This window comes from Natronococcus jeotgali DSM 18795 (assembly GCF_000337695.1).
Lineage (GTDB): Archaea > Halobacteriota > Halobacteria > Halobacteriales > Natrialbaceae > Natronococcus > Natronococcus jeotgali.
This window is the reverse complement of record NZ_AOIA01000114.1, coordinates 1-21346: the sequence shown is the minus strand read 5'-3', so window position 1 is coordinate 21346 and position 21346 is coordinate 1. Positions and strand designations below refer to the sequence as shown.

General features: G+C 67.2%; 18 protein-coding genes, 1 tRNA gene and 1 pseudogene. 16 read left to right on the top strand and 4 right to left on the bottom strand.

Translation table 11 applies throughout. From position 1 onward, the window contains the following. The first annotated feature begins 29 nt into the window (after positions 1-29). The 6 genes from cmk (at position 30) to C492_RS11215 (ending at position 3875) form a co-directional block, all read left to right on the top strand. Positions 30-608 carry a (d)CMP kinase gene (gene cmk, locus C492_RS11240; protein ID WP_008423602.1) on the top strand — a complete coding sequence of 193 codons (579 nt, stop codon included), beginning with the start codon at positions 30-32 and terminating at the stop codon, positions 606-608. Further along, a complete protein-coding gene (locus tag C492_RS11235; RefSeq protein ID WP_008423600.1) occupies positions 608-1510 on the top strand; it encodes an RNA-guided pseudouridylation complex pseudouridine synthase subunit Cbf5 in 903 nt (300 codons plus the stop codon). Before cmk ends, C492_RS11235 begins: the two co-directional genes overlap by 1 nt. A gap of 67 nt (positions 1511-1577) precedes the next feature. Continuing rightward, positions 1578-1648 (top strand) — tRNA-Pro (locus C492_RS11230). Positions 1649-2054: 406 nt separating this feature from the next. Beyond that, a complete protein-coding gene (locus C492_RS11225; protein ID WP_049893013.1) occupies positions 2055-2234 on the top strand; it encodes a hypothetical protein in 180 nt (59 codons plus the stop codon). 250 nt (positions 2235-2484) lie between these two features. Beyond that, entirely contained in the window at positions 2485-3297 is an 813-nt protein-coding gene (locus C492_RS11220; protein WP_008423598.1) for an Nmad3 family putative nucleotide modification protein, read from the top strand. A gap of 56 nt (positions 3298-3353) precedes the next feature. Next, positions 3354-3875, top strand: coding sequence for an acyltransferase (locus tag C492_RS11215; protein ID WP_008423597.1), 522 nt, complete (start codon positions 3354-3356; stop codon positions 3873-3875). Positions 3876-3890: 15 nt separating this feature from the next. On the opposite strand, the gene C492_RS11210 is transcribed toward C492_RS11215, so the two are convergent. Then, positions 3891-5060: an NAD(P)/FAD-dependent oxidoreductase gene (locus C492_RS11210; protein ID WP_008423595.1), complete on the bottom strand. Its 1170-nt coding sequence runs from the start codon at positions 5058-5060 to the stop codon at positions 3891-3893. Between the two features lie 87 nt (positions 5061-5147). Beyond that, positions 5148-6068, bottom strand: coding sequence for an arginase (rocF, locus tag C492_RS11205; RefSeq protein WP_049893011.1), 921 nt, complete (start codon positions 6066-6068; stop codon positions 5148-5150). A gap of 96 nt (positions 6069-6164) precedes the next feature. On the opposite strand from rocF, the gene C492_RS11200 reads away from it, so the two are divergent. The 3 genes from C492_RS11200 (at position 6165) to C492_RS11190 (ending at position 8595) form a co-directional block, all read left to right on the top strand. Continuing rightward, entirely contained in the window at positions 6165-6845 is a 681-nt protein-coding gene (locus C492_RS11200) for a metal-dependent transcriptional regulator (RefSeq protein WP_008423591.1), read from the top strand. A 148-nt stretch (positions 6846-6993) separates the two neighbouring features. Continuing rightward, the gene (locus C492_RS11195) at positions 6994-7920 is read left to right on the top strand and encodes a ZIP family metal transporter (RefSeq protein WP_008423589.1); all 927 of its coding nucleotides are present in this window, start codon (positions 6994-6996) and stop codon (positions 7918-7920) included. 141 nt (positions 7921-8061) lie between these two features. Further along, positions 8062-8595 (top strand): Rrf2 family transcriptional regulator, encoded by a 534-nt coding sequence (locus C492_RS11190; protein ID WP_008423588.1) that lies wholly within the window; start codon positions 8062-8064, stop codon positions 8593-8595. Between the two features lie 70 nt (positions 8596-8665). On the opposite strand, the gene gyrA is transcribed toward C492_RS11190, so the two are convergent. Further along, positions 8666-11152 (bottom strand): DNA gyrase subunit A, encoded by a 2487-nt coding sequence (gyrA, locus tag C492_RS11185; RefSeq protein ID WP_008423586.1) that lies wholly within the window; start codon positions 11150-11152, stop codon positions 8666-8668. A gap of 58 nt (positions 11153-11210) precedes the next feature. Then, a complete protein-coding gene (gyrB, locus tag C492_RS11180) occupies positions 11211-13142 on the bottom strand; it encodes a DNA topoisomerase (ATP-hydrolyzing) subunit B (protein WP_008423584.1) in 1932 nt (643 codons plus the stop codon). A gap of 386 nt (positions 13143-13528) precedes the next feature. On the opposite strand from gyrB, the gene C492_RS11175 reads away from it, so the two are divergent. From C492_RS11175 to C492_RS23755, 7 genes and pseudogenes are all read left to right on the top strand, one after another. Then, on the top strand, positions 13529-14779 hold the full coding sequence (locus C492_RS11175) for an NRAMP family divalent metal transporter (RefSeq protein ID WP_008423582.1): 1251 nt from the start codon (positions 13529-13531) through the stop codon (positions 14777-14779). A gap of 134 nt (positions 14780-14913) precedes the next feature. Beyond that, complete coding sequence (locus C492_RS11170; RefSeq protein ID WP_008423581.1) at positions 14914-15693, top strand: sulfite exporter TauE/SafE family protein; 780 nt, start codon at positions 14914-14916, stop codon at positions 15691-15693. A gap of 97 nt (positions 15694-15790) precedes the next feature. Continuing rightward, on the top strand, positions 15791-16219 hold the full coding sequence (locus tag C492_RS11165) for a universal stress protein (protein WP_008423579.1): 429 nt from the start codon (positions 15791-15793) through the stop codon (positions 16217-16219). A gap of 73 nt (positions 16220-16292) precedes the next feature. Beyond that, complete coding sequence (locus tag C492_RS11160) at positions 16293-17540, top strand: hypothetical protein (RefSeq protein ID WP_008423576.1); 1248 nt, start codon at positions 16293-16295, stop codon at positions 17538-17540. A gap of 78 nt (positions 17541-17618) precedes the next feature. Continuing rightward, positions 17619-18668 (top strand): potassium channel family protein, encoded by a 1050-nt coding sequence (locus tag C492_RS11155; protein WP_008423573.1) that lies wholly within the window; start codon positions 17619-17621, stop codon positions 18666-18668. Positions 18669-18725: 57 nt separating this feature from the next. After that, a complete protein-coding gene (locus C492_RS11150; protein WP_008423571.1) occupies positions 18726-21176 on the top strand; it encodes a DNA topoisomerase VI subunit B in 2451 nt (816 codons plus the stop codon). Then, positions 21173-21346: pseudogene (locus C492_RS23755) on the top strand (DNA topoisomerase IV subunit A); the annotation flags it as partial. The gene C492_RS11150 and the pseudogene C492_RS23755, both read left to right, overlap by 4 nt.

The following is a 21346-nucleotide window of genomic DNA, read 5'->3' as shown; positions in this document are numbered from 1 at the left end:
CATTTTACCCGCCCCGCCGCAGTTCGGATATGTTACTCACCGTCTCCGGCCCGCCGGGAAGCGGGAAGAGCACGACTGCGGAGTTGCTCGCCGAGGCCTTCGATCTCGACCACGTCAGCGGCGGGGACATCTTCCGCGAACTGGCCGACGAACGCGGCTACACCCCTCTCGAGTTCAACAAGTTGGCCGAGGAGAACGATCAGATCGACCGCGACCTCGACCGGCGGCTCCGGGAGATCGCCACCGAGGAAGACGACCTCGTCCTCGAGTCGCGGCTGGCGGGGTGGCTCGCGGGCGACCACGCCGACTTCCGGTTCTGGCTCGACGCCCCCGCGGCGGTCCGAGGCGAGCGGATCGCCGAGCGCGAGGGGAAAGATCCCGAGCGGGCGACCGAGGAGACCGAAGCCCGGGAGGCGAGCGAGGCCCAGCGCTACCAGGAGTACTACGGGATCGACATCCGCGATCTGACGATCTACGACCTCTCGGTGAACACGGCCCGCTGGGAGCCCGACGCCGTCCTCGACATGCTGGTTACCGCCGTCGAGGAGTACGACGCCGACGGCGACGAGGGAAAGACTCCGGTCACCGGCGTCGACTACCAGTTCTGATGGCGCTTCGTGGCCCACCCGAGGAGCGCTCGCCGGCCGAACTGCTGGCGTTCGGCGTCGTCAACCTCGACAAACCGCCCGGCCCCTCCTCCCACCAGGTCAGCGGCTGGCTTCGGGACGCGGTCGCCGACGCCCTCGCCGAACGGGGCGCGGAGCCGATCGACCGCGCCGCCCACGCCGGAACGCTCGACCCGAAGGTGACGGGCTGTCTTCCGGTGATGCTCGGCGACGCGACCCGGCTCGCCCAGACCTTCCTCGAGGGCGAAAAGGAGTACGTCACCGTCCTCGAGTGTCACGGCTCGGTACCGGGAGACGCCGCCGACGTCGTCGCCGAGTTCGAGGGGCCGATCTACCAGAAGCCGCCCCGAAAGAGCGCCGTCTCCCGGCGGCTTCGCACCCGCGAGATCTACGACCTCGAGGTACTCGAGGCCGAGGACCGTCGTCTCCTCCTGCGGATCGGCTGCGAGAGCGGGACCTACGTCCGCAAGCTCTGTCACGACCTCGGACTCGCACTCGGCACGGGCGCCCACATGGGACACCTCCGGCGGACGGCGACGACGCCGTTCGACGATACGACGCTGCACACCGCCCGGGACTTCTACGACGCGCTGGCGTTCTGGCTCGAGGACGACGACCCCGACCCGCTGTTCGAGGTCGTCGATCCCGCCGAACGGATCCTCGAGGGGATCCCGCGGGTGGTGATCGCCGAGAGCGCGGCCGAACAGGTCGCGACGGGGGCGCCGGTCTACGCGCCGGGCGTCCTCGAGGCCGACGACGTCGAACGGGGCTCGCTCGTCGCCTGTACCACGCCCGACGGCGCGGCCGTCTGTCTGGGCGAACTGGTCGGCGATTCCGACGCCGAATCGGGTACCGTCGTCGACCTCGAGCGCGTGCTGGTTTGAGTACCGTGTACACACCCGAACCGAAACGACACGCTTAAACGACCGACGACCATCCGTCTAAACGCACGGGACCGTGGGGTAGTGGTATCCTCTGCGGATGGGGTCCGTAGGACCCGAGTTCAATTCTCGGCGGTCCCACTTCTGTTGCGAACGAAATCGTGAGCGGCGGAACCGTGGAAAAGCCGAGAATTGAGCACGCAAGTCGCAGCGTCCGAGCGAAGCGAGGACGACCGTCTTGCATCTGTTCAATTCTCGGCGGTCCGGTTTTCACGACGCGACGAACGAGGGAGCGAAGCGACCGCTGAGACCGAGGCGTGAAAACGAGACCTGAGAGCAGTTTCGCCGCGACTGCGGTCCCACGTTCTGTTGCGAACGAAAACGCGAGTACCAGCGGGGTTCGGGAGAACGTGCCGAAAGACGGGATAATCCCGGTAAACGATCAGTAACTCGAACGGACGATCACCGCGTTCAATATTCCGGTTCGGCGTAGCGATCGGTACCGGGAGAGACGGCGCCGACCGCGTACCGCTCTCCCGAAGCAAGAATGACAGCAGAAAACCGAGAGAAGCGAGCCGCGGTGTGCGATCGCTGTCGCGCGGTCTGTGCCGTGTGGCTCCGTCCCGACGGCGAGATCGTTCCGATCAGCGCGACGACGGGGTGTGACTGTCCCGACGGGACGCTTCGCGTCGTCGACGCGCTCGGGTCGCCCCCCGAGGAGCCGTAGTCGGACGCCGTCCTCGAGAAACCGACACTCCGTCTTCGTTACAGCGCGGGCGCGTCCCGTCGTTTCGGAATCGGGGCGGCGCCGCCTGCCGGCCGGACGACCTCACTGGTAGCGTATTCGACGAGTTCACGCCCCGGAACGGTACGGTTCGAGGGGCGAGTACGCCGATCCCAGCGACGATGGTATCCGCGGGGTCGAAGCGCCGGAGTACACCGGCGACCTTATCGCCACCCCGCCGAAACGAACGGCTATGACGGTCGTCCTCGCGGGCGTCGGCGCCGACAGCACTAACCTCGGGGCGCTGGGACCGCTGTACGACGACGGACGCTTCGAGTACGTACCGATCCCGGAGAAGACTCGAGCGACCGACGAGGCGGAGACGCTCGGCTCGTGGCCGCTTCGGGGCGACGACGGCGTCGCGGCCGACCTGACCACGCGAATCGAACCCCAGCCCGTCCGCGGCGGCCGCGAGGCGGTTACCGGCGACGAACTCGAGTCCTGGCCGCTGCATCGCGATCCGAACTTCGAGGCGCTGACCTACGGGGAACACCGCACGAGCGGGTACGTCTCTCGGCTGCGCGCCCTCGAGCCCGGGGACGTCGTCGGCTTCTACGCGGGGCTCCGACGCCCCGGCGGGGACCGGGCCCACCGGTACCTGATCGGCTACGTCACGGTCGACTCGGTCGCGGTCGTCTCCCCGGAGACGCCCCCCGAGACGCGGCGGGCCGTCCTCGAGGCCCACCCCGAAAACGCCCACGCCAAGCGGGCGCGGGACGGCGAACTCTACCTCGAGAAACCGGTCGCGATCGTCGACGGTCGAGAGCCCGGAGGGCTGTTCGATCGCCACCCGATTCGGCTCAGCGACTACTACGTCCGCGAGGGCAACGTCCGGGCCCAGTACTACCTGCGCGAGGAGATCGAAACGGCCTGGAACGTGCGGGCCGGCGGCGCGAACATGATGTACAAGCCCGCCTACCGCTGCGAGCTCTCCGGCGAGGCGTTTCGCGAACTGATCGGCGTTCCCGGCGAACGGACGGCCGACGCCGCGGTCGTCGACGGCTGACTCGCGGCGGTCGGATCGATCGGTTTCATGTGCCGACGGTCCCTACGCCCCTCGCAGTGACCGACGATACGTCCTCCCGACACGACCGCGTTCGCCGCCACGCGACCCGCGGCCCGCGCAACTCGCTCGCTCACTGGCCCGACGCGCGGAACCCGCTCCGGGTCGCGATCAACTACGTCGTCGTCTGGCTCGTTCGGATCTCGCCGAGCCTGCGGTTCAAGCGCTGGCTGTTGCGTCGGCTCGGCGCCGCGGTTGGCGACGGCGTCTCCTGGGGGCTCGAGGCGACCCCGGACGTGTTCTGGCCGGAGCTGGTCACCGTCGAGGACCACGCCATCGTCGGCTACGACGCGACCCTGCTCTGTCACGAGTTCCTTCAGGAGGAGTACCGCACCGGCGAGGTCGTCGTCGGCGAGCGGGCGATGATCGGGGCGGGCGCGATCGTCCTGCCGGGCGTCGAGATCGGCGCCGGAGCGAGCGTCGCGGCGAACTCGCTGGTCACGCGGGACGTCGAACCGGGCGAAACCGTCGCGGGCGTGCCGGCCCGGCCGATGGACGGCGACTCGCTCGCCGAAGACTGATCGAACCGCGAGCGACTACAGGGACGGCCAGGCCTTCCGGGCGCGGTTCATCGACGAGACGTCGGCGATCCAGCGGGCGGCGATGGCCTTCTTCAGGTGTTTCGCGGGAACGCCGCCGAACGTGTCGACGGGAAGCGCGAGGCCGAACGCGGGCTTGACGCCGTGGGCGACGGCCTTGTCGCCGACGGAGACGACCGTCCCCTTGTCCTCGTGCTCCCAGGTCTTCAGCGGGCGGTTCTGGATGGCGCGGGTGATGTTCTCGGCGGCGACGTCCGCGGCCTGCCAGGCGGCCTGGGCCGTCGGCGGCGCGGGACGGTCGCCCTGGTCGACGATCGCCGAGTCGCCGATCGCGAAGACCCGCTCGTCGGAGGTCTGGAAGTTCGCGCCGGTGTTGACGCGGTTGTGCTCCTTCTCGAGGTCGGCCGTTTCGAGGGCGTCCCGTCCGGTGATCCCGCCCGTCCAGACGAGGACGTCGTGGGAAAGCGGCTCGCCCTCGTCGAAGTGGATCACGTCGTCGTCGGCCTCGGTGATCGGGTCGTCGGTGTGGATCTGGACGCCCGCGTCCTGGAGCAGGTCGCGAAGCGCCTGCTGGATCTCGGGGTCGTTGCCGGGGAAGATCTCCTCGAGGGCCTCGACGAGGTGGATCTCGAGGGGAGCGCGGTGGCGGTCGCGAAACTCCGCGATCTCGCCGGCGGTCTGGATGCCCGAGAGGCCGGCGCCGCCGATGACGATCTGGGCGGGGTCGCCCCGCGTGGCCTCGCGGCTGGCCTCCGTGACGGCCTCGTGGATCTCGAGGGCGTCGTCTAAGCTCTTCAGGGTCAGGGAGTGGTCCTCGAGGCCGGGAATGCCGTAGTAGGCGGTCTGACTGCCCAGCGCGACGAGGACGTAGTCGTAGTCGACGTCCTCGCCGTCGGCGAGCTCGACGACCTGCTCGTCGGTGTCGAGCCCGGTGACCTCGTCCTCGACGAACCGGGTCGAGGGCGCCGCGATCTCTTCGACCGGGATGGTGATGTCGGACTGGACGTCCGGATCCCGGATCACGCGGTGGGACTCGTGGAGCACGAGGTGGTAGTCGACGTCGGCGATCCAGGTCAGCCGCGCGTCGTCATCGAGTTCGGATTGGAGCGTGTTGACCGCACCGGCCCCGGCGTAGCCGGCGCCGAGCACGACGACGTTTTCTGTCATACCTGTCACTCCGAAACACTCCGATACAAAGGTGTTGAAACTGAAACCGCCCCGAGTACTGTTCACACGCACCGAGGTGTAGTCGGCTCAGAGGATCCGCTTGCCGAACGCGCTCGCCGTGAGGTCGGCAGCGAGCGTCGCCGTCTCGTTTCGTTCGTCGAGGATCGGGTTCACCTCGACGACGTCCATCGAGCGAACGACGTCCTCGCGCTGGTCGCGGGTCGAGACCCGCTCGAGCGCCGAGTGGGCCTCCCGGTAGGTAACCCCGCCCCGAACCGGCGTCCCGACGCCGGGGGCCGCCTTCGGGTCGAGCCAGTCCAGATCGAGGCTGACGTGGATCCCGTCGGTGCCGGCCGTCGCGATATCGAGGGCGTCCTCGACCACGGCGGTGATGCCGCGCTCGTCGATGTCGGCCATCGTGAAGGCGGTCATCTCGCTGTCGCGAACCCACTCGCGCTCGCGCTCGTCGATGCTGCGCAGGCCGACGTACGCGATCGACTCCTCGCGGAGGTTCGGCGCGTGCGCCCACTCCATTTCGGCGAACGCGCCCCGACCCAGCGCCGCGGCGAGGGGCATCCCGTGGACGTTGCCGCTCGGCGAGGATTCGGGGGTGTTGAGATCGGCGTGAGCGTCGAACCAGACCGCGCCCAGCGTCGCCGACCGCGAGGCCCCGCCCATCGACCCGACCGCGACCGAGTGGTCCCCGCCGAGGACCAGCGGAAACGCCCCCTCATCGATCGCCGCCGCGACTTCCTCGGAGAGTCGCGAACAGACGTCGCCGACCTCCCGGAGGAACTTGGCGTTTCCCTCTCGTGGCTGTGCGGCGTCCGGGTCGCGCTCCTCGGCGCGGGGGATGTGCAGGTCGCCGGCGTCGATCGGTTCGACCCCGGCGTCCTCGAGCCCGTCGGCCAGTCCCGCGTACCTGATCGCCGACGGTCCCATGTCCACGCCGCGACGGTTCGCTCCGTAGTCCATCGGCGCACCGATAATTCGAACGGTCCGTCCCATACGACGACATTCGCGGGCACGGTTTTGTTCGTGCCGGTTTACCCGGAATATCGGTGCCGATAGGTTTAGGGTTAGACGGCTCGAAACTCGAGCGAAATGATGCTGAGCGACGTGATGGAAGACTACCTCAAGGTCATCTACCAGCTCCAGCAGGGGACCGACGCCCGGATCAAGACGTCGGCGATCGCCGAGGAGTTAGACGTTACGTCGCCGACGGTCACGAGCATGCTCGAGAAACTCGAGGAGCGGGGCCTGATCGACCGCGAGAAGTACCGCGGGGTCACGCTCACTGACGAGGGCGAGACCGTCGCGCTCGAGGTCGTTCGCCACCACCGACTGCTGGAGTCGTACCTGACCGAACACCTCGATTACGACTGGTCGGAGGTCCACGAGGAGGCCGACCGCCTCGAGCACCACATCAGCGAGGACTTCGAGGCCCGCGTCGCGGCAGCACTCGAGGAGCCGACGGTCGACCCCCACGGGTCGCCGATCCCGGGCGCCGACCTCGAACCGCCGGAGCGTCCGGACGGGGAGTCGGTAACCGAGTTCGAAGAGGGCGAGGTCGTCGTCGTCGAGGAGGTCGCCGACCGCGATCCCGAGATCCTCTCGTATCTGGCCGAGCACGGGATCGAGCCCGGCGTCGAACTCGAGATCCTCGAGGTCGCACCGTTCGGGATGGTGACGGCGCGCTCGAGCGGGCGCGAGGACGCCGTGTCCCTGCCCGAATCCGTCGCCCACCACGTCCGCGTCGCACGACCGATCGACGCCGAGCAGTGAGCGACCGGTATCGAACGTCGAAGCGTCGTCGCTCAGCATCGACGTTCGATTCGCTTCACTCGAGCGCTGCGTGAGAAAGGCATATAGTTAGACACGTCTAATAGTGTTCCAATGAGACAGCGAAACGACCAGATCGAGGTGTCGTCCGATGGATGACGGGTTACCCATCCACGAACGAGTGCCACACTGGGTTCTCGCTATCGCTCCGCTCGGCGTTCTGGCCTTCGTCGTCGGTTTACTCGTCGTTACGTCTCCGTTCGGCGACATCGAGTCGATGGCGGGAGCCAGCACCGCCGACATCCTCCGGATGCTCACGATCGTCGGCTTTCTGGCGGGGGTCGTCCCCGTCGCGATCGGCATGCTCTGGTTCCCGTTCATCCGTGCGCTGGATTACCGACTCGTCCACGGGTTTCTCGCCCTCTCGGGCGGCGTGCTCGCCTTTATCGCCTTCGAGATGATCGGGGAGGTCCTCGGTTACGGCGCCGAACTCGAGAGCGCGTCGCTCGCGTCGCTCGCCGGGATCGGGGGCGTGGCCGCGACGTTCGGCATCATGTACGCGCTCAGCAAGTGGCGCCAGCGAACGGCGGCGGGCACCGAGAAGAGCGGCCTCCACGTCGCGTACCTGATCGCCGTCGCGCTCGGTCTCCACAGCATCGGCGAGGGACTGGCCATCGGGACGGCGTTCGTCCTCGGACGGGGCGAACTCGTCACGCTCCTGGTGATCGGGTTCGTCATGCACAACATCATGGAGGGGCCGACCGTCGTGGCGGCGGTCGCCCGCGACAGGACGAGCCCGCCGATTCACCACTTTGCGATCATGGGCGTGCTCGCCGGCGGCCCGGTCATCCTGGGCGGCTGGCTCGGGAGCCTCGCGGACTCGGCGCTGCTCGCGATGGTCTTCTACGCGATCGCGATCGGCGCGATCCTGCAGGTGCTGGTCGAACTCGCCGAACTCATCCGGTTCGACGCCGAAACGATCGTGACGCGTCTCAACGCTACGACGTTCGTCGTCGGCGTCGCGCTGATGTTCCTCCTGGAGGACGTCGTCGTCGAGGGATGGGTTCTGCCGGGCTAGCCCGTCGCGCCGGCACCGGGGCGCCGAATCTCGGGGACGGCGGAATGAAAACTGATTACTGCGTTGGGGACCCACCTCCAATCGAGCGAACTCCCCGGCCTACCCGTCGGGTTTAAGGAAATCAATCACGAAGATTACACCATGTCATCGATCGAACTCACTCCCAGTCAGAAGAAGATTCTCCGCGCGCTGACGAACCTGCACAAGGAATCCGAGGACGCGATCAAAGGCGAGGACATCGCCGAACAGGTAGATCGGAATCCGGGAACCATCCGCAATCAGATGCAGAGTCTGAAGGCCCTCCAGCTAGTCGAAGGTGTTCCGGGGCCGAAGGGCGGCTACAAACCGACCGCCGCCGCCTTCGAGGCGCTGGAGATCCAGCAGATGGACGATCCCGCCTCGGTTCCGATCGAACACGAAGGTGAACCGCTCGAGGACGTCATCGTCGAGGAGATCGACCTCTCGAGCGTCCACCACCCCGAGCTCTGCCGGGCCGAGATCCACATGCAGGGAACCTCCGGCGGTATCGAGGAGGGCGATTCGGTCGTCGTCGGGCCGACGCCGCTTTCGAAGCTCGTCATCGAGGGGACCCTCGACGGGCGCGACGACACGAACAACATCCTCATCCTGCGCATCGACGACATGGTCGCGCCGGCCGAGGAGCCGAACCACTGACTGACTGGGATCACCACTCAGTTCCGTTCTTAGCGCCTCTCTCGATTTCGAAGCCGAAAACGCGGCGGCCTCAGTTCTGGCTAGCGCGCTCGTTTTCGTCGGCCACGGATGCGGCCGGTAGCACGTCGACGCTCGCGACGGCGTCGCCGTCCTCGACGTCCATGACGATCACGCCCATCGTGTTCCGGCCGACGGTCGAGACCTCGTCGACCCGGGTGCGGACGATCTGACCGCGCTCGCTCATCATCACGAGGTGGTCGTCGTCGTCGACGGCCTTGACGGTCGCGACGGGACCGTTCCGGTCGTCGGTCTTGATGTCGATCAGTCCCTTCCCGTATCGCGACTGGGTGCGGTACTCCGAGAGGGACGTGCGCTTCCCGTACCCGTTCCGGGTGACGGTCAGCAGGGCTCGCTCGTCGGTCTCGTCGGTCGCAACCAGGCCGGCGACGGCGTCGCCGTCGGTGAGCTTGATCCCGTTTACTCCGCGGGCGTTCCGGCCCATCGCGCGAACCTCGTCCTCGTCGAACCGGATCGTCATCCCGCCCTCGGTCGCGATCACCAGGTCCGTCGAGCCGTCGGTGACCTCGACGTCGACCAGTTCGTCCCCCTCCTCGAGATCGGCGGCGATGATTCCCGTCGAACGGATGTTGTCGAACTCCTCGCCGGCGGTCCGTTTGACGTAGCCGTTCCGGGTGACCATCGTCACGTACTCGCCGTCGCCGAAGGCGTCGGTGTCGACGATCGCCGTGATGTCCTCGCCGGGATCGAGGTCGAGGATGTTGACCGCGGACTTCCCGCGGGCGGTGCGGCCCATCTCGGGGATCTCGTAGGTCTTGAGCTGGTACACTTTCCCCCGGTTCGTGAAACACAGCAGGTAGTCGTGGGTGTTCGCCCGGAACACCGTCGAGACGCGGTCGCCCTCCTTGACGTCCGCGCCGATGATACCCTTGCCGCCCCGACCCTGGGGATCGAACTCGTCGATCGGCATCCGCTTGACGTAGTCGTCCTCGGTCATCACGACGACGACCTCCTCCTCCGGGATGAGGTCCTCGTGAGTGACCGTCCCCTCGTCCTCGATGATCGAGGTTCGGCGCTCGTCACCGTACTCGTCTTTGATCTCGCGGAGTTCGTCTTTGATGACCGCGAGCAGTTCGGACTCGCTCTCGAGAATCTCCGTGAGCCGTTCGATCTCGGCCTGGACCTCCTCGTACTCGGACTCGATCTCGGCGGCCTCCATCGAGGTGAGACTGCCGAGTTGCATCCGGACGATGTGCTGGGCCTGCTCCTCGGAGAACCCGTAGGTCTCCTGGAGTCGCGCCTTCGCCGCGGAGCGGTCCTCGCTGTCGCGGATCAGTTCGACGACGTCCTCGGCGTTCTCGACGGCTTTCAGCCGCCCCTCGAGGATGTGGGCCCGGTCCTCGGCCTCGGCGAGGTCGTACTCGCTGCGCCGTCGCACCACTTCGCGGCGGTGGTCCACGTACTCCTCCAGGGTCTCCTTGAGCGAGAGCACCTGGGGCTGACCGTCGACCAGCGCGAGGTTGATGATGCCGAAGGTCTTCTCGAGGTGGCTCTCGAGCAGTTTGTTCTTGACGACCTCGACGTTCGCGCCGCGTTTGAGTTCGACGACGATCCGAACGCCGTCGCGGTCGGACTCGTCGCGCAGGTCGGTGATCCCCTCGAGGTCGCCCTCGTTGACGTCCTCCGCGATGCGCTCGACGATGCGGGCCTTGTTCTCCTGGAAGGGTAACTCGGTGATGACGATCCGCTCGCGGCCGCTCTTCCACTCCTCGACTTCGAACTCGGCGCGAACCCGAACCCGGCCGCGGCCGGTCTTGTACGCCGAGTAGATGGCGTCGCGGCCGACGATGTTCGCCCCCGTCGGAAAGTCCGGTCCCTTGACGTGGTCCATCAGATCCTCGACGGTCGCGTCGGGGTTCTCGATCAGTTCGACGGTCGCGTCGATCACCTCGCCTAAGTTGTGCGGCGGGATGTTCGTCGACATCCCGACGGCGATCCCCGAGGATCCGTTGACCAGCAGGTTCGGAAACGCCGCCGGCAACACGTCCGGCTCCTGGAGGCGGTCGTCGTAGTTCGCCGAGAAGTCGACGGTGTCCTTCTCGATGTCCTCGAGCAACTCCTCGGCGACGGGGGCCATCCGGGCCTCGGTGTACCGGGGTGCTGCGGCCGGATCGCCGTCCATCGAACCGAAGTTCCCCTGGCCGTCCACGAGGGGATACCGCATCGAGAAGTCCTGGGCCATCCGGACCAGGGTGTCGTAGATCGCGCTGTCGCCGTGGGGGTGGTAGTCGCCCATCGTCTCCCCGACGATCGAGGACGACTTCCGGTGGCTCGAGCCCGATGAGACGCCCAGCTCGTGCATCGCGTAGAGGATGCGCCGGTGGACGGGCTTGAGACCGTCCCTGACGTCGGGAAGGGCCCGGCCCGCGATGACGCTCATCGCGTAGTCGATGTAGCTCTGCTCCATTTCGTTCTCGATCCGGACGGAATCGACCGATGCCGCCTCGATGTCCGTCGGATCGGGTACTTCCGAACTCATGCGTGTATAGTCACCAGTAGTGTCTGCGTCGGTATCTGCGTGCGCGCGGTCGTTCGTCTCAGATGTCGATCCACTCGGCTTCCGGTGCGTGGTCCTTGATGAACTGCTTGCGCGGTTCGACCGCGTCGCCCATCAGCACGGAGAACATCTTGTCCGCCGCGGCCGCGTCCTCGACGGTGATCTGCTTTAAGATGCGATTCTCGGGGTTCATCGTCGTCTCCCAGAGCTGCTCGGGGTTCATCTCGCCCAGTCCCTTGAACCGCTGCACCTGGGAGGGGTTGCCGTCGCAGACCTCCTCGACGATCTCGTCGCGCTCGGCGTCGGTCATCGCGTCGTAGGTCTCGCCGCGGTACCGGATGCGGTACAGCGGCGGCTGGGTCGCATAGACGTACCCGCCCTCGAGCAGCGGCCGCATATGCCGGTAGAAGAAGGTCAACAGGAGCGTGCGGATGTGCGCACCGTCGACGTCGGCGTCGGTCGCCATGATGATCTTCTTGTACCGGACGTCGTCGATGTCGAACTCGTCGCCGATCCCCGCGCCGATCGCGGTGATCATGTTGCGGATCTCGTCGTTCTCGAGGATGCGGTCGAGTCGGTGCTTCTCGACGTTCAGGATCTTCCCCTTGATGGGGAGGATAGCCTGGAACTCCGGGTTCCGGGCCTGCTTGGCGCTGCCGCCGGCGGAGTCGCCCTCCGCGATGAACAGTTCGGCCTCGTCGGGATCTCGCGTCTGGCAGTCCGCCAGCTTCCCCGGCAGGGACGTCGACTCCAGGGCGGACTTCCGGCGCGTGAGTTCCTCGGCCTTCTGGGCGGCCTTGCGGGCCTTGGCGGCCTCGACGGCCTTGGCGACGATCGCCTCGGCGGTGTCGGGGTGTTCCTCGAAGTAGGTCCCCAGTTGCTCGTGCATCGCGCCCTCGACGACGCCTCGCACCTCGGAGTTACCGAGTTTCGTCTTCGTCTGGCCCTCGAACTGGGGGTCGGGGTGTTTGACCGAGATCACCGCGGTCAGTCCCTCGCGGATGTCTTCGCCCTTGAGGTTGCCGTCGACGTCGCCAAGCAGGTTCCGCTCGTTGCCGTAGTCGTTGACGACCCGCGTCAGCGCGGTCTTGAACCCGGTGAGGTGGGTACCACCCTCGCGGGTGTTGATGTTGTTCGCGAAGGCGTGAATCGAGCCCTGGAGGTCCTCGGTCGCCTGCATCGCGACCTCGACCTGGACGTTCTCGTCCTCGCCCTCGAAGTAGATGACGTCGTCGTGCATCACCGCGCGCGTCTCGTTCAAGTACTCGACGAATTCGCGGATGCCGCCCTCGTACTCGTAGGTCTCCTCGACGGCGGCGCCGTCGTCGGTCTCCTCGCGTTCGTCGCGGAGGGTGATGCGAACCCCCGAGTTGAGGAAGGCGAGCTCGCGCAGCCGGCTCGACAGCGTCGAGAAGGAGAACTCGCCGGTCTCGAAGATGTCGCCGTCGGGCCAGAACCGGATTTCGGTTCCGGTTTCCTCGTCGGGCTCCATATCGCGAACCCGTTCCATGTCGCCGACGGGTTCGCCGCCCTCGAACGCGTGGCGGAAGACGCCGCCGTCGCGTTTGACCTCGGCCTCGAGGCGCTCCGAGAGGGCGTTCACCACGGAGACGCCGACGCCGTGGAGACCGCCCGAAACCTGGTAGGACTTGTTGTCGAACTTCCCGCCGGCGTGGAGGACCGTCAGAATGACCTCGAGCGCGGGGCGGTCGTACTCGTCGTGGGTGTCGACGGGGATCCCGCGGCCGTCGTCCGCGACGAGTACCGACCCGTCCGCCTCGATGGTGACAGTGATGTCGTCGCAGTGGCCGGCGAGGGCCTCGTCGATCGAGTTGTCGACCACCTCGTAGACGAGGTGGTGAAGCCCCCGCGCGTCGGTAGAGCCGATATACATCGCTGGCCGCTTTCGTACAGCTTCCAGGCCCTCGAGGACCTGGATCTGTCCGGCGCCGTACTCGCTTTCCTGGGACATGAGAAACCTGTTTTCGGGTAGCGCCTGGCTGGGTATAAAACTTCGCGTACGCGCGCGAGCGCGACCGCCTTCGCCTGCCGGCCGGCGACTCTCCACGCTTCGGATCGGCGTGACGAATGAGGAACCGTGATCGATACGCCGTTGGCATCCGAGACGATCCCTCCGTACTCACGCTCGAACAGCTAGACACTACCGCCGGTTTCCAGTATGCAAGGCACACCTACGCGCACGGACGAGTCGACGCTCGAGGAAACCCCGTCCGGACGGTCGAACTCCGGGCACGACCGATCGGCACTGACGTCGCCGAACGCGGGACGGCCGACCGGAGTCGACGGTCGTCCCGGCGACGAACCCCTCCGTCGGCCCGGTTCTCGAGGTGGTCGCGCGTGAGTTCGGCGACGGCGTCCGACGTCGTGAAGGCGATTCCGGGGGGCGAAACGATTCACAGCGCGCTCTACCGGTACGGACTCGGCGTGTTGTTCGCCGCGAACGTCTTCGGCGCGGGGTCGGTCTACATCCTCGCCGACGCCGGCGCGAACTTCGCGTTCTCCCTGCTGTGGGTGCTCCCGCTGGCCTTCCTCATCGATATCGCGCTCCACGATATGAGCGCCAGGCTCGCGGTGACCGACGAACCCCTCGCCGACTACATCGTCGATACGCTGCCGATCGGGGGCTCCGCGCTCGTCGTCACGATATCGCTGATGTCCGCGCTGTGGGCGGTCTCGAACTACGCCGTCGCCGGCGCGGCGCTCGCGTGGCTCGTCCCGGGCCTGGACAACGTCCTCGTGGGAATCTCGCTCGCAGCCGGGTTCGGCATCGGGCTCGTTCAGCTGAAGGTCTACGATCGGATCGAGGCGGCTATCGCGGTGATGGTGTTCGCCGTCTTCGGCTCGTACGGCCTGCTTCTGGCGGGACTCGACGTTCCCTGGCAGTCGGTCGCTGCCGGCCTCCAGCCGGTGCTCGAGAGCGACATCGGCTACCTGACGACGGTCATCGCTCTCCTGGGGACGACCGTCTACTGGCCGAACTTCTTCATCCAGTCGAGCATCCAGCCGACCAAGGAGTGGACCGATCTCCGACGGTACCGCCAGGACAACGCCGTCGGGATCGCGACGACGCTGCTCATCGGGAGTTTCGTGATGATCGTCTCGGCGGTCACCCTCAGCGGGGGCGAGATGACCCTGACCGGGCCGGGCGTTCCGCTGGCGGGGATCCTCGGCCAGGGCGCGCTGATCGTATTCATGGTCGCGGTGTTTCTCGCGACGATCTCCTCGGCGACGGGAACGCTGTTCGGCGCCGGGTTCATGATCCCCCAGTCGCTCGGCCGCCGCACCGTCTTCGGCGACGTCGCCTTCCGACGGACGGTCATCGGCCTGATCGTGCTCTCGGCGAGCGTCGCGTTGCCGCTGCTCGCGTACACGGGCTTCGGCCCCGTCCAGCTGGCGATCGTCATGCCCGCCGTCAACGGCGCGATCGGACTCCCGGTGACCGTCTTCGCGCTCATCGGCGCCGTCAACGAGTTCTCCGACGTCGAGTGGTACGAGAACGCGGCGTTTCTCGCCGCGGGGATCGTCCTGTTGCTCGGCAGCGCGACGACCGTGCAGTCGCTCTACGAGACGATCGTGAACATCCTGTAAGTTACCCACGACTACAGTCGTGGGCTTCCTCCTCGAATCCTATGAGCGACCGACGGCGATAACGCCGTCCGAGAATCGATCCGTTTCGCTACCGGAAGAATCACATCCGCCGAGCTAATCGACCCGATACCGTCATGCTCGGGCTCCCGTTCGACCTCTCGCTGGTGCTGTTGCTCGTCTGTATCGCGTTCTTCTCGGGCATCGGCATCACCACCATCGGTCCGGGCGGGATCTTCGTGACAATCGCGCTGTACTCGCTGACGCCGCTTCCCGCGAGCCAGGTCGCCGGCACCGCCCACGCGACGTTCGTCGTCACCGGGCTGGTCGGCAGCGTCGCCTACCTCCACTCCGGCGAGATGAAAACCGGCGAGAGCCGGGCGATCGCGATCGTGCTCAGCCTCTCGAGCGTCCTCGGGGCGCTGCTGGGCTCCCAGATCAACCCGTTGGTCTCGCGGTCGCTGTTCGGGATCCTGCTGGGCGGCGTCGCGACGACCGTCGGCGGGGTCATCCTCTACCGCGAGCGCCGGGGGTTCACGCCGATCGTCGACGTCGATCCGCTGACTCGAGAGGGACAGGCCGCGCTCGCCGGGCTGGGGCTCGTCCTCGGCGTCGCTAGCGGTCTGCTCGGAATCGGCGGCCCCGTCCTCGCGGTGCCCGCGCTCGTGCTGGTCGGCGTCCCGATGTTGCTCGCCGTCGCGGTCGCGCAGGTGCAGTCGATCTTCATCGCGGCGTTCGCGACCGCCGGCTACGCCGTCCAGGGCGACGTCCTCCTCCCGCTGGCCGTCGTCGTCGGGACGCCGCTGCTTCTCGGGGTCGTCGTCGGCTGGAGGGTCGCCCACGTCGTCGATCCCGCGCGGCTGAAGGTCGCGCTGGGGGCCGTCCTGCTCGGCGTCGGCCCCTACCTCGCGCTGTGATCGCTCGAGCCCCGGGGTTCGAACCGGCGAGATCGCCGTCGCGGGCGGTCGTTCAGGTGGCAGACTCAAGAGCGTCCTTCCCTAGGCTCTCGATAGCATGCCACCCCGAATCCTCGTCCCGTTCGACGGCTCGGAGCCCGCGCGGGAGGCTCTCGAGTACGCGATCGGGCTGTTTCCGGACGGCGAGTTCCTCGCGTTGACGGTCGTCGACACCGACAGCGTCCCGCTGATTCCGAACGCCGCCGGCGATTCCGATCCCGGCGAGGAGATCGGAGACCTGCTCGAGGAGGCCGACGACCAGCTACAGGGCGCCGAGCGGATCGCGGCCGAACGCGAGGTTTCCCTCGAGAAACGGAGCCGGATCGGCCCGCCGGCCCGGGAGATCATCGACTGCGCCGAGGAAGGGGAGTTCGACCACGTCGTGATGGGGAGTCGCGGGCGATCGGGCGTCACGCGGCTCCTGCTCGGCAGCGTCGCGGAGGTCGTCGTCAGGCACTCGCCGGTTCCCGTCACCGTCGTCCGCTGACCCGCGGGGCCGGCGACGCGTTGGCCATTGCCGGGCCAACCCACTTCGGGGTCGCTCAGAAACCACCGGGCGAATGCTTCCGTACGTCGCGCTTGTCGGTGCGATACTCGTGGCAGCGGTCGCTCTCGAGCGCGTCTCCTACCGGGCGCTCGAGCGAAACCCCTCCGTCGCGACCGAGGAGTTTCCCGGGATCGACCGCGAACTGCTGGGGAAGTTCAGCAGCTTCGACGCCGAACTCGGCTGGGTTCCCCAGCCCAACCGGGAGAAACAGAAGGATACGGGCGACCACCTCCCCGGCGAGGAGGTCCGCAGCGTCGTCACCTACTCGACCGACGAGTACGGCAGCCGGGTCTGTCGCGCGAAAGAGCGAAACGAGGACGCCGAGGTAACGGTCTCGACGTACGGCGACTCCTACTGTTTCTGCCGGGAGGTCGACGACGACGAGACGTTCCAGCACTACCTGGCCGAGGAACTCGATACCCACGTCGCCAACTACGGCGGCGGGAACTACGGGCTCGACCAGGCGCTGATGCGACTGAAACGCCAGTACCCAGAGGAGGAAACCGACTACGTCTTCGTGGTCGTCACCGCCTCCTCGATCGCCCGGATCCTCTCGGTGTGGAAACACTACCAGGAGTTCGGCAACATCCTGGCGGTCAAACCCCGGTACACCCTCGAGGACGGCGCGCTGAAACGCATCGAGAGCCCGATCGAGGAGAAGGAGGACCTGCTCGACCTCGAGTCGAAGGCCGACGTCCTGCGGGAACACGACTTCCACTACGATCACTGGTTCGAACCGCACCACGCCTCGCGGCCCTACACCGCGGATCTGCTCGACGATACCGAGAACGTCCGCCACGCCCTCTACGAGGCGGGGATCGAACTCGAGAAACGAACCGGGCGATCCGTTCCGGGGATCGACCTCGACGACGCCAAAACCCGCACCGAGCTGCGGATGGAACGGCCCCGCGTTCGCTACCACGAGCGACTGTTCGACACCCACGAGGATCTGTTCGACGCCCTGATCGAGGAGTTCGTCGACTACGCCGACGAGCAGGGGTTCACGCCGGTGTTCGTGATGGTCCAGCAGCTCCGGTACGCGAAGTACGAGGCCGAGCACGGCCCGATCTACGGCGACCTGATGGAACGGCTCGACACCGAGTACGACGACCTCGAGACGGTCGACATGGCGACCCACCTCTCGGGCGGCGGGGACGTCGAGTCGCTGTACGTCGAGCGCGGGGAGGGCGGCCACTACAGCCCCCAGACGAACAGGAAGATCGCGCAGGTGCTGGCCGACGTCGTCGAGGACGACCGGTAACGACGGGTCCGGACCCGCCCCCCGACCGTGCAGTAACCGGGGTGTCGTTGACGGTCCTCGAGACGGTAGCCTCCGGAAATGCAACCGCTGTACCTCGCGGTCGGAACCGTCGTGCTGATCGCGGTCATCGTCGACATCATCTGGACGGCGCTGTGGGTCGACGGCGGCTCGGGCCCGCTCTCCGGACGGCTGACGACGGCCGTCTGGCGCGGCCTTCGGATACTGACGAGGGATCACCCCCGGGCGCTGAGCATCGCCGGCCCGCTGATTCTCACGCTGACGCTCTCGATGTGGATCGCGCTGCTGTGGCTCGGCTGGACGTTCCTGTTCGCTGGCGGCGACGTCGCCCTCGTCGATTCCCAGACGGGAGCGCCCGCCGACTGGACGGGGCGGCTCTACTACGTCGCCTACACCATGTTCACGAACGGGAACGGGGATTACTCGCCGACCACGGGCGTCTGGGAGATCGCGAGCTCGTTCACGACGGCGACGGGGATGGCCTTCGTCACGCTCGGCGTCTCCTACATCCTCACCGTGATCGGCGCCGTCTCCGAGAAGCGGGCGTTCGCCAACAGCGTCACCGGGCTCGGCGAGCGCAGCGAGGAGTTCGTCCGCGCTGGCTGGACCGACGAGGGGTTCGACGGGCTGGATCTCCCCGTCGAGTCGCTGGCTGCCGACCTCTCGGAGCTCGCCGATCAGCACAAGGCCTACCCGATCCTCCACTACTACCACAGCGAGAAGGGCGAACGGGCCTCGGCGATGGCCGTCCCCGTCTTCGACGAGGCCATGACGCTGTTTCGCTACGGCGTCGACGACGACGTCCAGCTCGACCCCGCCCTCGTCGAGAACGCCCGCTCGAGCACGGACAGCTACCTCGACACGCTCGAGACGGCGTTCATCGAGCCCGCCGACGAGGTGCCCCCGCGGCCCGACTTAGACCGGCTCCGGGAGGACGACATTCCGACCGTCGACGACGAGGCGTTCGAGGACGCCCTCGAGGAGCTGACCGACCGCCGACGGAACCTGCTGGGGGTCGTCCAGGCGGACGCGTGGCACTGGCCGCCGATCGACGACGGCGACTCGGTTCCCCGACCCGACGACGCGGCCGAGGAGAACGACTCGCGGTAGTCCACTTTCACTCCGGTAGCGTGCGGCTTTTACCCCCGCCGTTAGTACAGGGAGACGATGACGTCGTTCCAGTCGACGCTCGGCGAGGAGTCGGGGATCGCCGAGGAGCTGGCCGAGAGCCAGCAAGCGATCTCCATCGCCGAGTTCTTCGAGAAGAACAAGCACATGCTCGGCTTCGACAGCGGCGCTCGGGGCCTGGTCACGGCCGTCAAGGAGGCCGTCGACAACGCCCTCGACGCCGCCGAGGAGGCCGGTATTCTGCCGGACATCTACGTCGAGATCCAGGAGTCGGGCGACTACTACACGCTGATCGTCGAGGACAACGGCCCCGGGCTCACGAAGGAGTCGCTTCCGAAGGTCTTCGGCAAGCTGCTCTACGGCTCTCGCTTTCACGCCCGCGAACAGTCCCGCGGCCAGCAGGGGATCGGCATCTCCGCGGCCGTGCTGTACTCCCAGCTGACCAGCGGGAAACCCGCGAAGATCACCAGCCGAACCCAGGGCTCGAGCGAGGCGGAGTACTTCGAACTCATCGTCGACACCGACGAGAACGAACCCGAGATCAGCGTCGAGGAGACCACCAGCTGGGACCGCCCCCACGGCACCCGCATCGAACTCGAGATGGAGGGGAACATGCGCGCCCGCCAGCAGCTCCACGACTACGTCAAGCACACGGCGGTCGTCAACCCCCACGCCCGCCTCGAACTCGAGGAGCCCAACGCTCACTTCAAGTTCGAGCGCGGGACCGACCAGCTCCCCGAGGAGACCGAGGAGATCCGACCTCACCCCCACGGGGTCGAGCTCGGAACGGTCATCAAGATGCTCTCGGCGACGGACTCGCAGACGATTTCGGGCTTTCTCCAGGAGGAGTTCACCCGCGTCGGCAAGAAGACCGCCGACTCGGTGATCGACGCGTTCCGGGACCGTCACTACGGCCGTGAGATGCGCTGGACGCCGCCCGCGGCCGACGAGGGGATCGACCTGCAGGCGGCGGTATCGGACGCCACCGCGAACAAGGGTCCCGACGCGACGGCCGCGTTCGCCGACGCCATCGCCGACGCCGTCGCGGACCGCGAGCGGATCGCCCACCACGAACTGCTCGCACTCGTCGCCGAGGCGGCCGACGACGTCGCGGGCGAGCACGGGACCGTCTTCGGCGAGACGGTCCGGGAAAACGCCGCGGACGCGGTCTGGAACGCGCTGACGGACGCGCCCGAGGAGGCCGTCGACCCCGACGAGGACGCCGTCGCGGAGTCCCGGCTCGTCGCGGACTGTTACGAACTCGCCGACGCCGCGACGAGCACCCGCAAGGACGACGACGTGATCCACGGCTTCGCGAGCCGGCTCGCAGCCAAGTTCGAGGACGAGGACGACGACCGCCACCGCCTCACCCGTCGGCGGCTCCGCGAGCACGTCGACCGCGCGGCCGACCTCACCGAGGAGTACGACGAGGTCTCCTTCGGCGACACCGCCCGCGAGAACGTCACCGACGCCGTCTGGGACGTGATGGTGACCGTCCCCGACGACCCGCCGCTGGTGCGGGAACTCGCGGGCGACCGCGACGCGACCAGCGACCTCGTCGACGCGATGCGAGCGACCGACATCATGGCGCCGCCGACGCGGTGTCTCTCGCCGATCACCGACGACCTCATCCGCGCGGGCCTCGAGAAGGAGTTCGACGCCGACTTCTACGCTGCGGCGACCCGGGACGCCGAGGTCCACTCCGGCGATCCGTTCATCGTCGAGGCCGGGATCGCCTACGGCGGCGAGATCCCCGCCGAGGGCGGCGCCGACGTCCTTCGGTTTGCCAACCGCGTCCCGCTGGTCTACCAGCGCGGCGCCTGCGCGACCACCGACGTCGTCAAGTCCATCGGCTGGCGCAACTACGGGCTCGACCAGCCCGGCGGTTCGGGGCTGCCCAACGGCCCCGCCGTCATCATGGTCCACGTCGCCTCGACGAACGTTCCCTTTACCAGCGAGTCGAAAGACGCCATCGCCAACGTGCCCGCGATCGAGGACGAGATCGAGCTGGCGATCCGGGAGGCGGCTCGCGAACTCAAGAGCTTCCTGAACAAGCGCCGCTCGATGGAAAAGCGCCGGAAGAAACAGAACGTCCTCGGGAAGATCCTGCCGGAGATGGCCGAAAAGGTCGCGGAGGTCACCGACCGCGAGGAACCCGAGATCGACGACGCGGTCGCCCGCATCATGAACAACGTCCTCGTCGAACGCCGTTGCGAGGCCAACGGCGACGGCCAGTCCGTCTCCCTGGTCGTCGAGAACCACTCGAGCACGAACGAGAGCCTCGAGATCACCGACATCGTCTCCGCGGAACCGCGCAACCTCTCCGAGGGCGCGACCGCCGTCGAGATGGACGGCGAGTGGTTCGTCAAGTGGGAACCCGAAGTATCGAGCGAGGACGAGGCCGTCCTCGAGTACGAGATCGCCGACGACGCCGCGTTCGACCTCGACGTGAAAGGCGTCGAAGGCGCGAAACTCACCGTCAACCAATGAGCGCAGACACCGACCAGCAGGCGAAAGAACAGCTGCTCGATCTCGCCGCGCAGTTCTACGACCAGTTCGAGCTGGGCGAGATCCCACACATGTCCGTCCCGACGCGGACCAAGAGCAACATCGAGTACGACGAACAGAAGGACGTCTGGGTGTACGGCGACCGGGAGTCG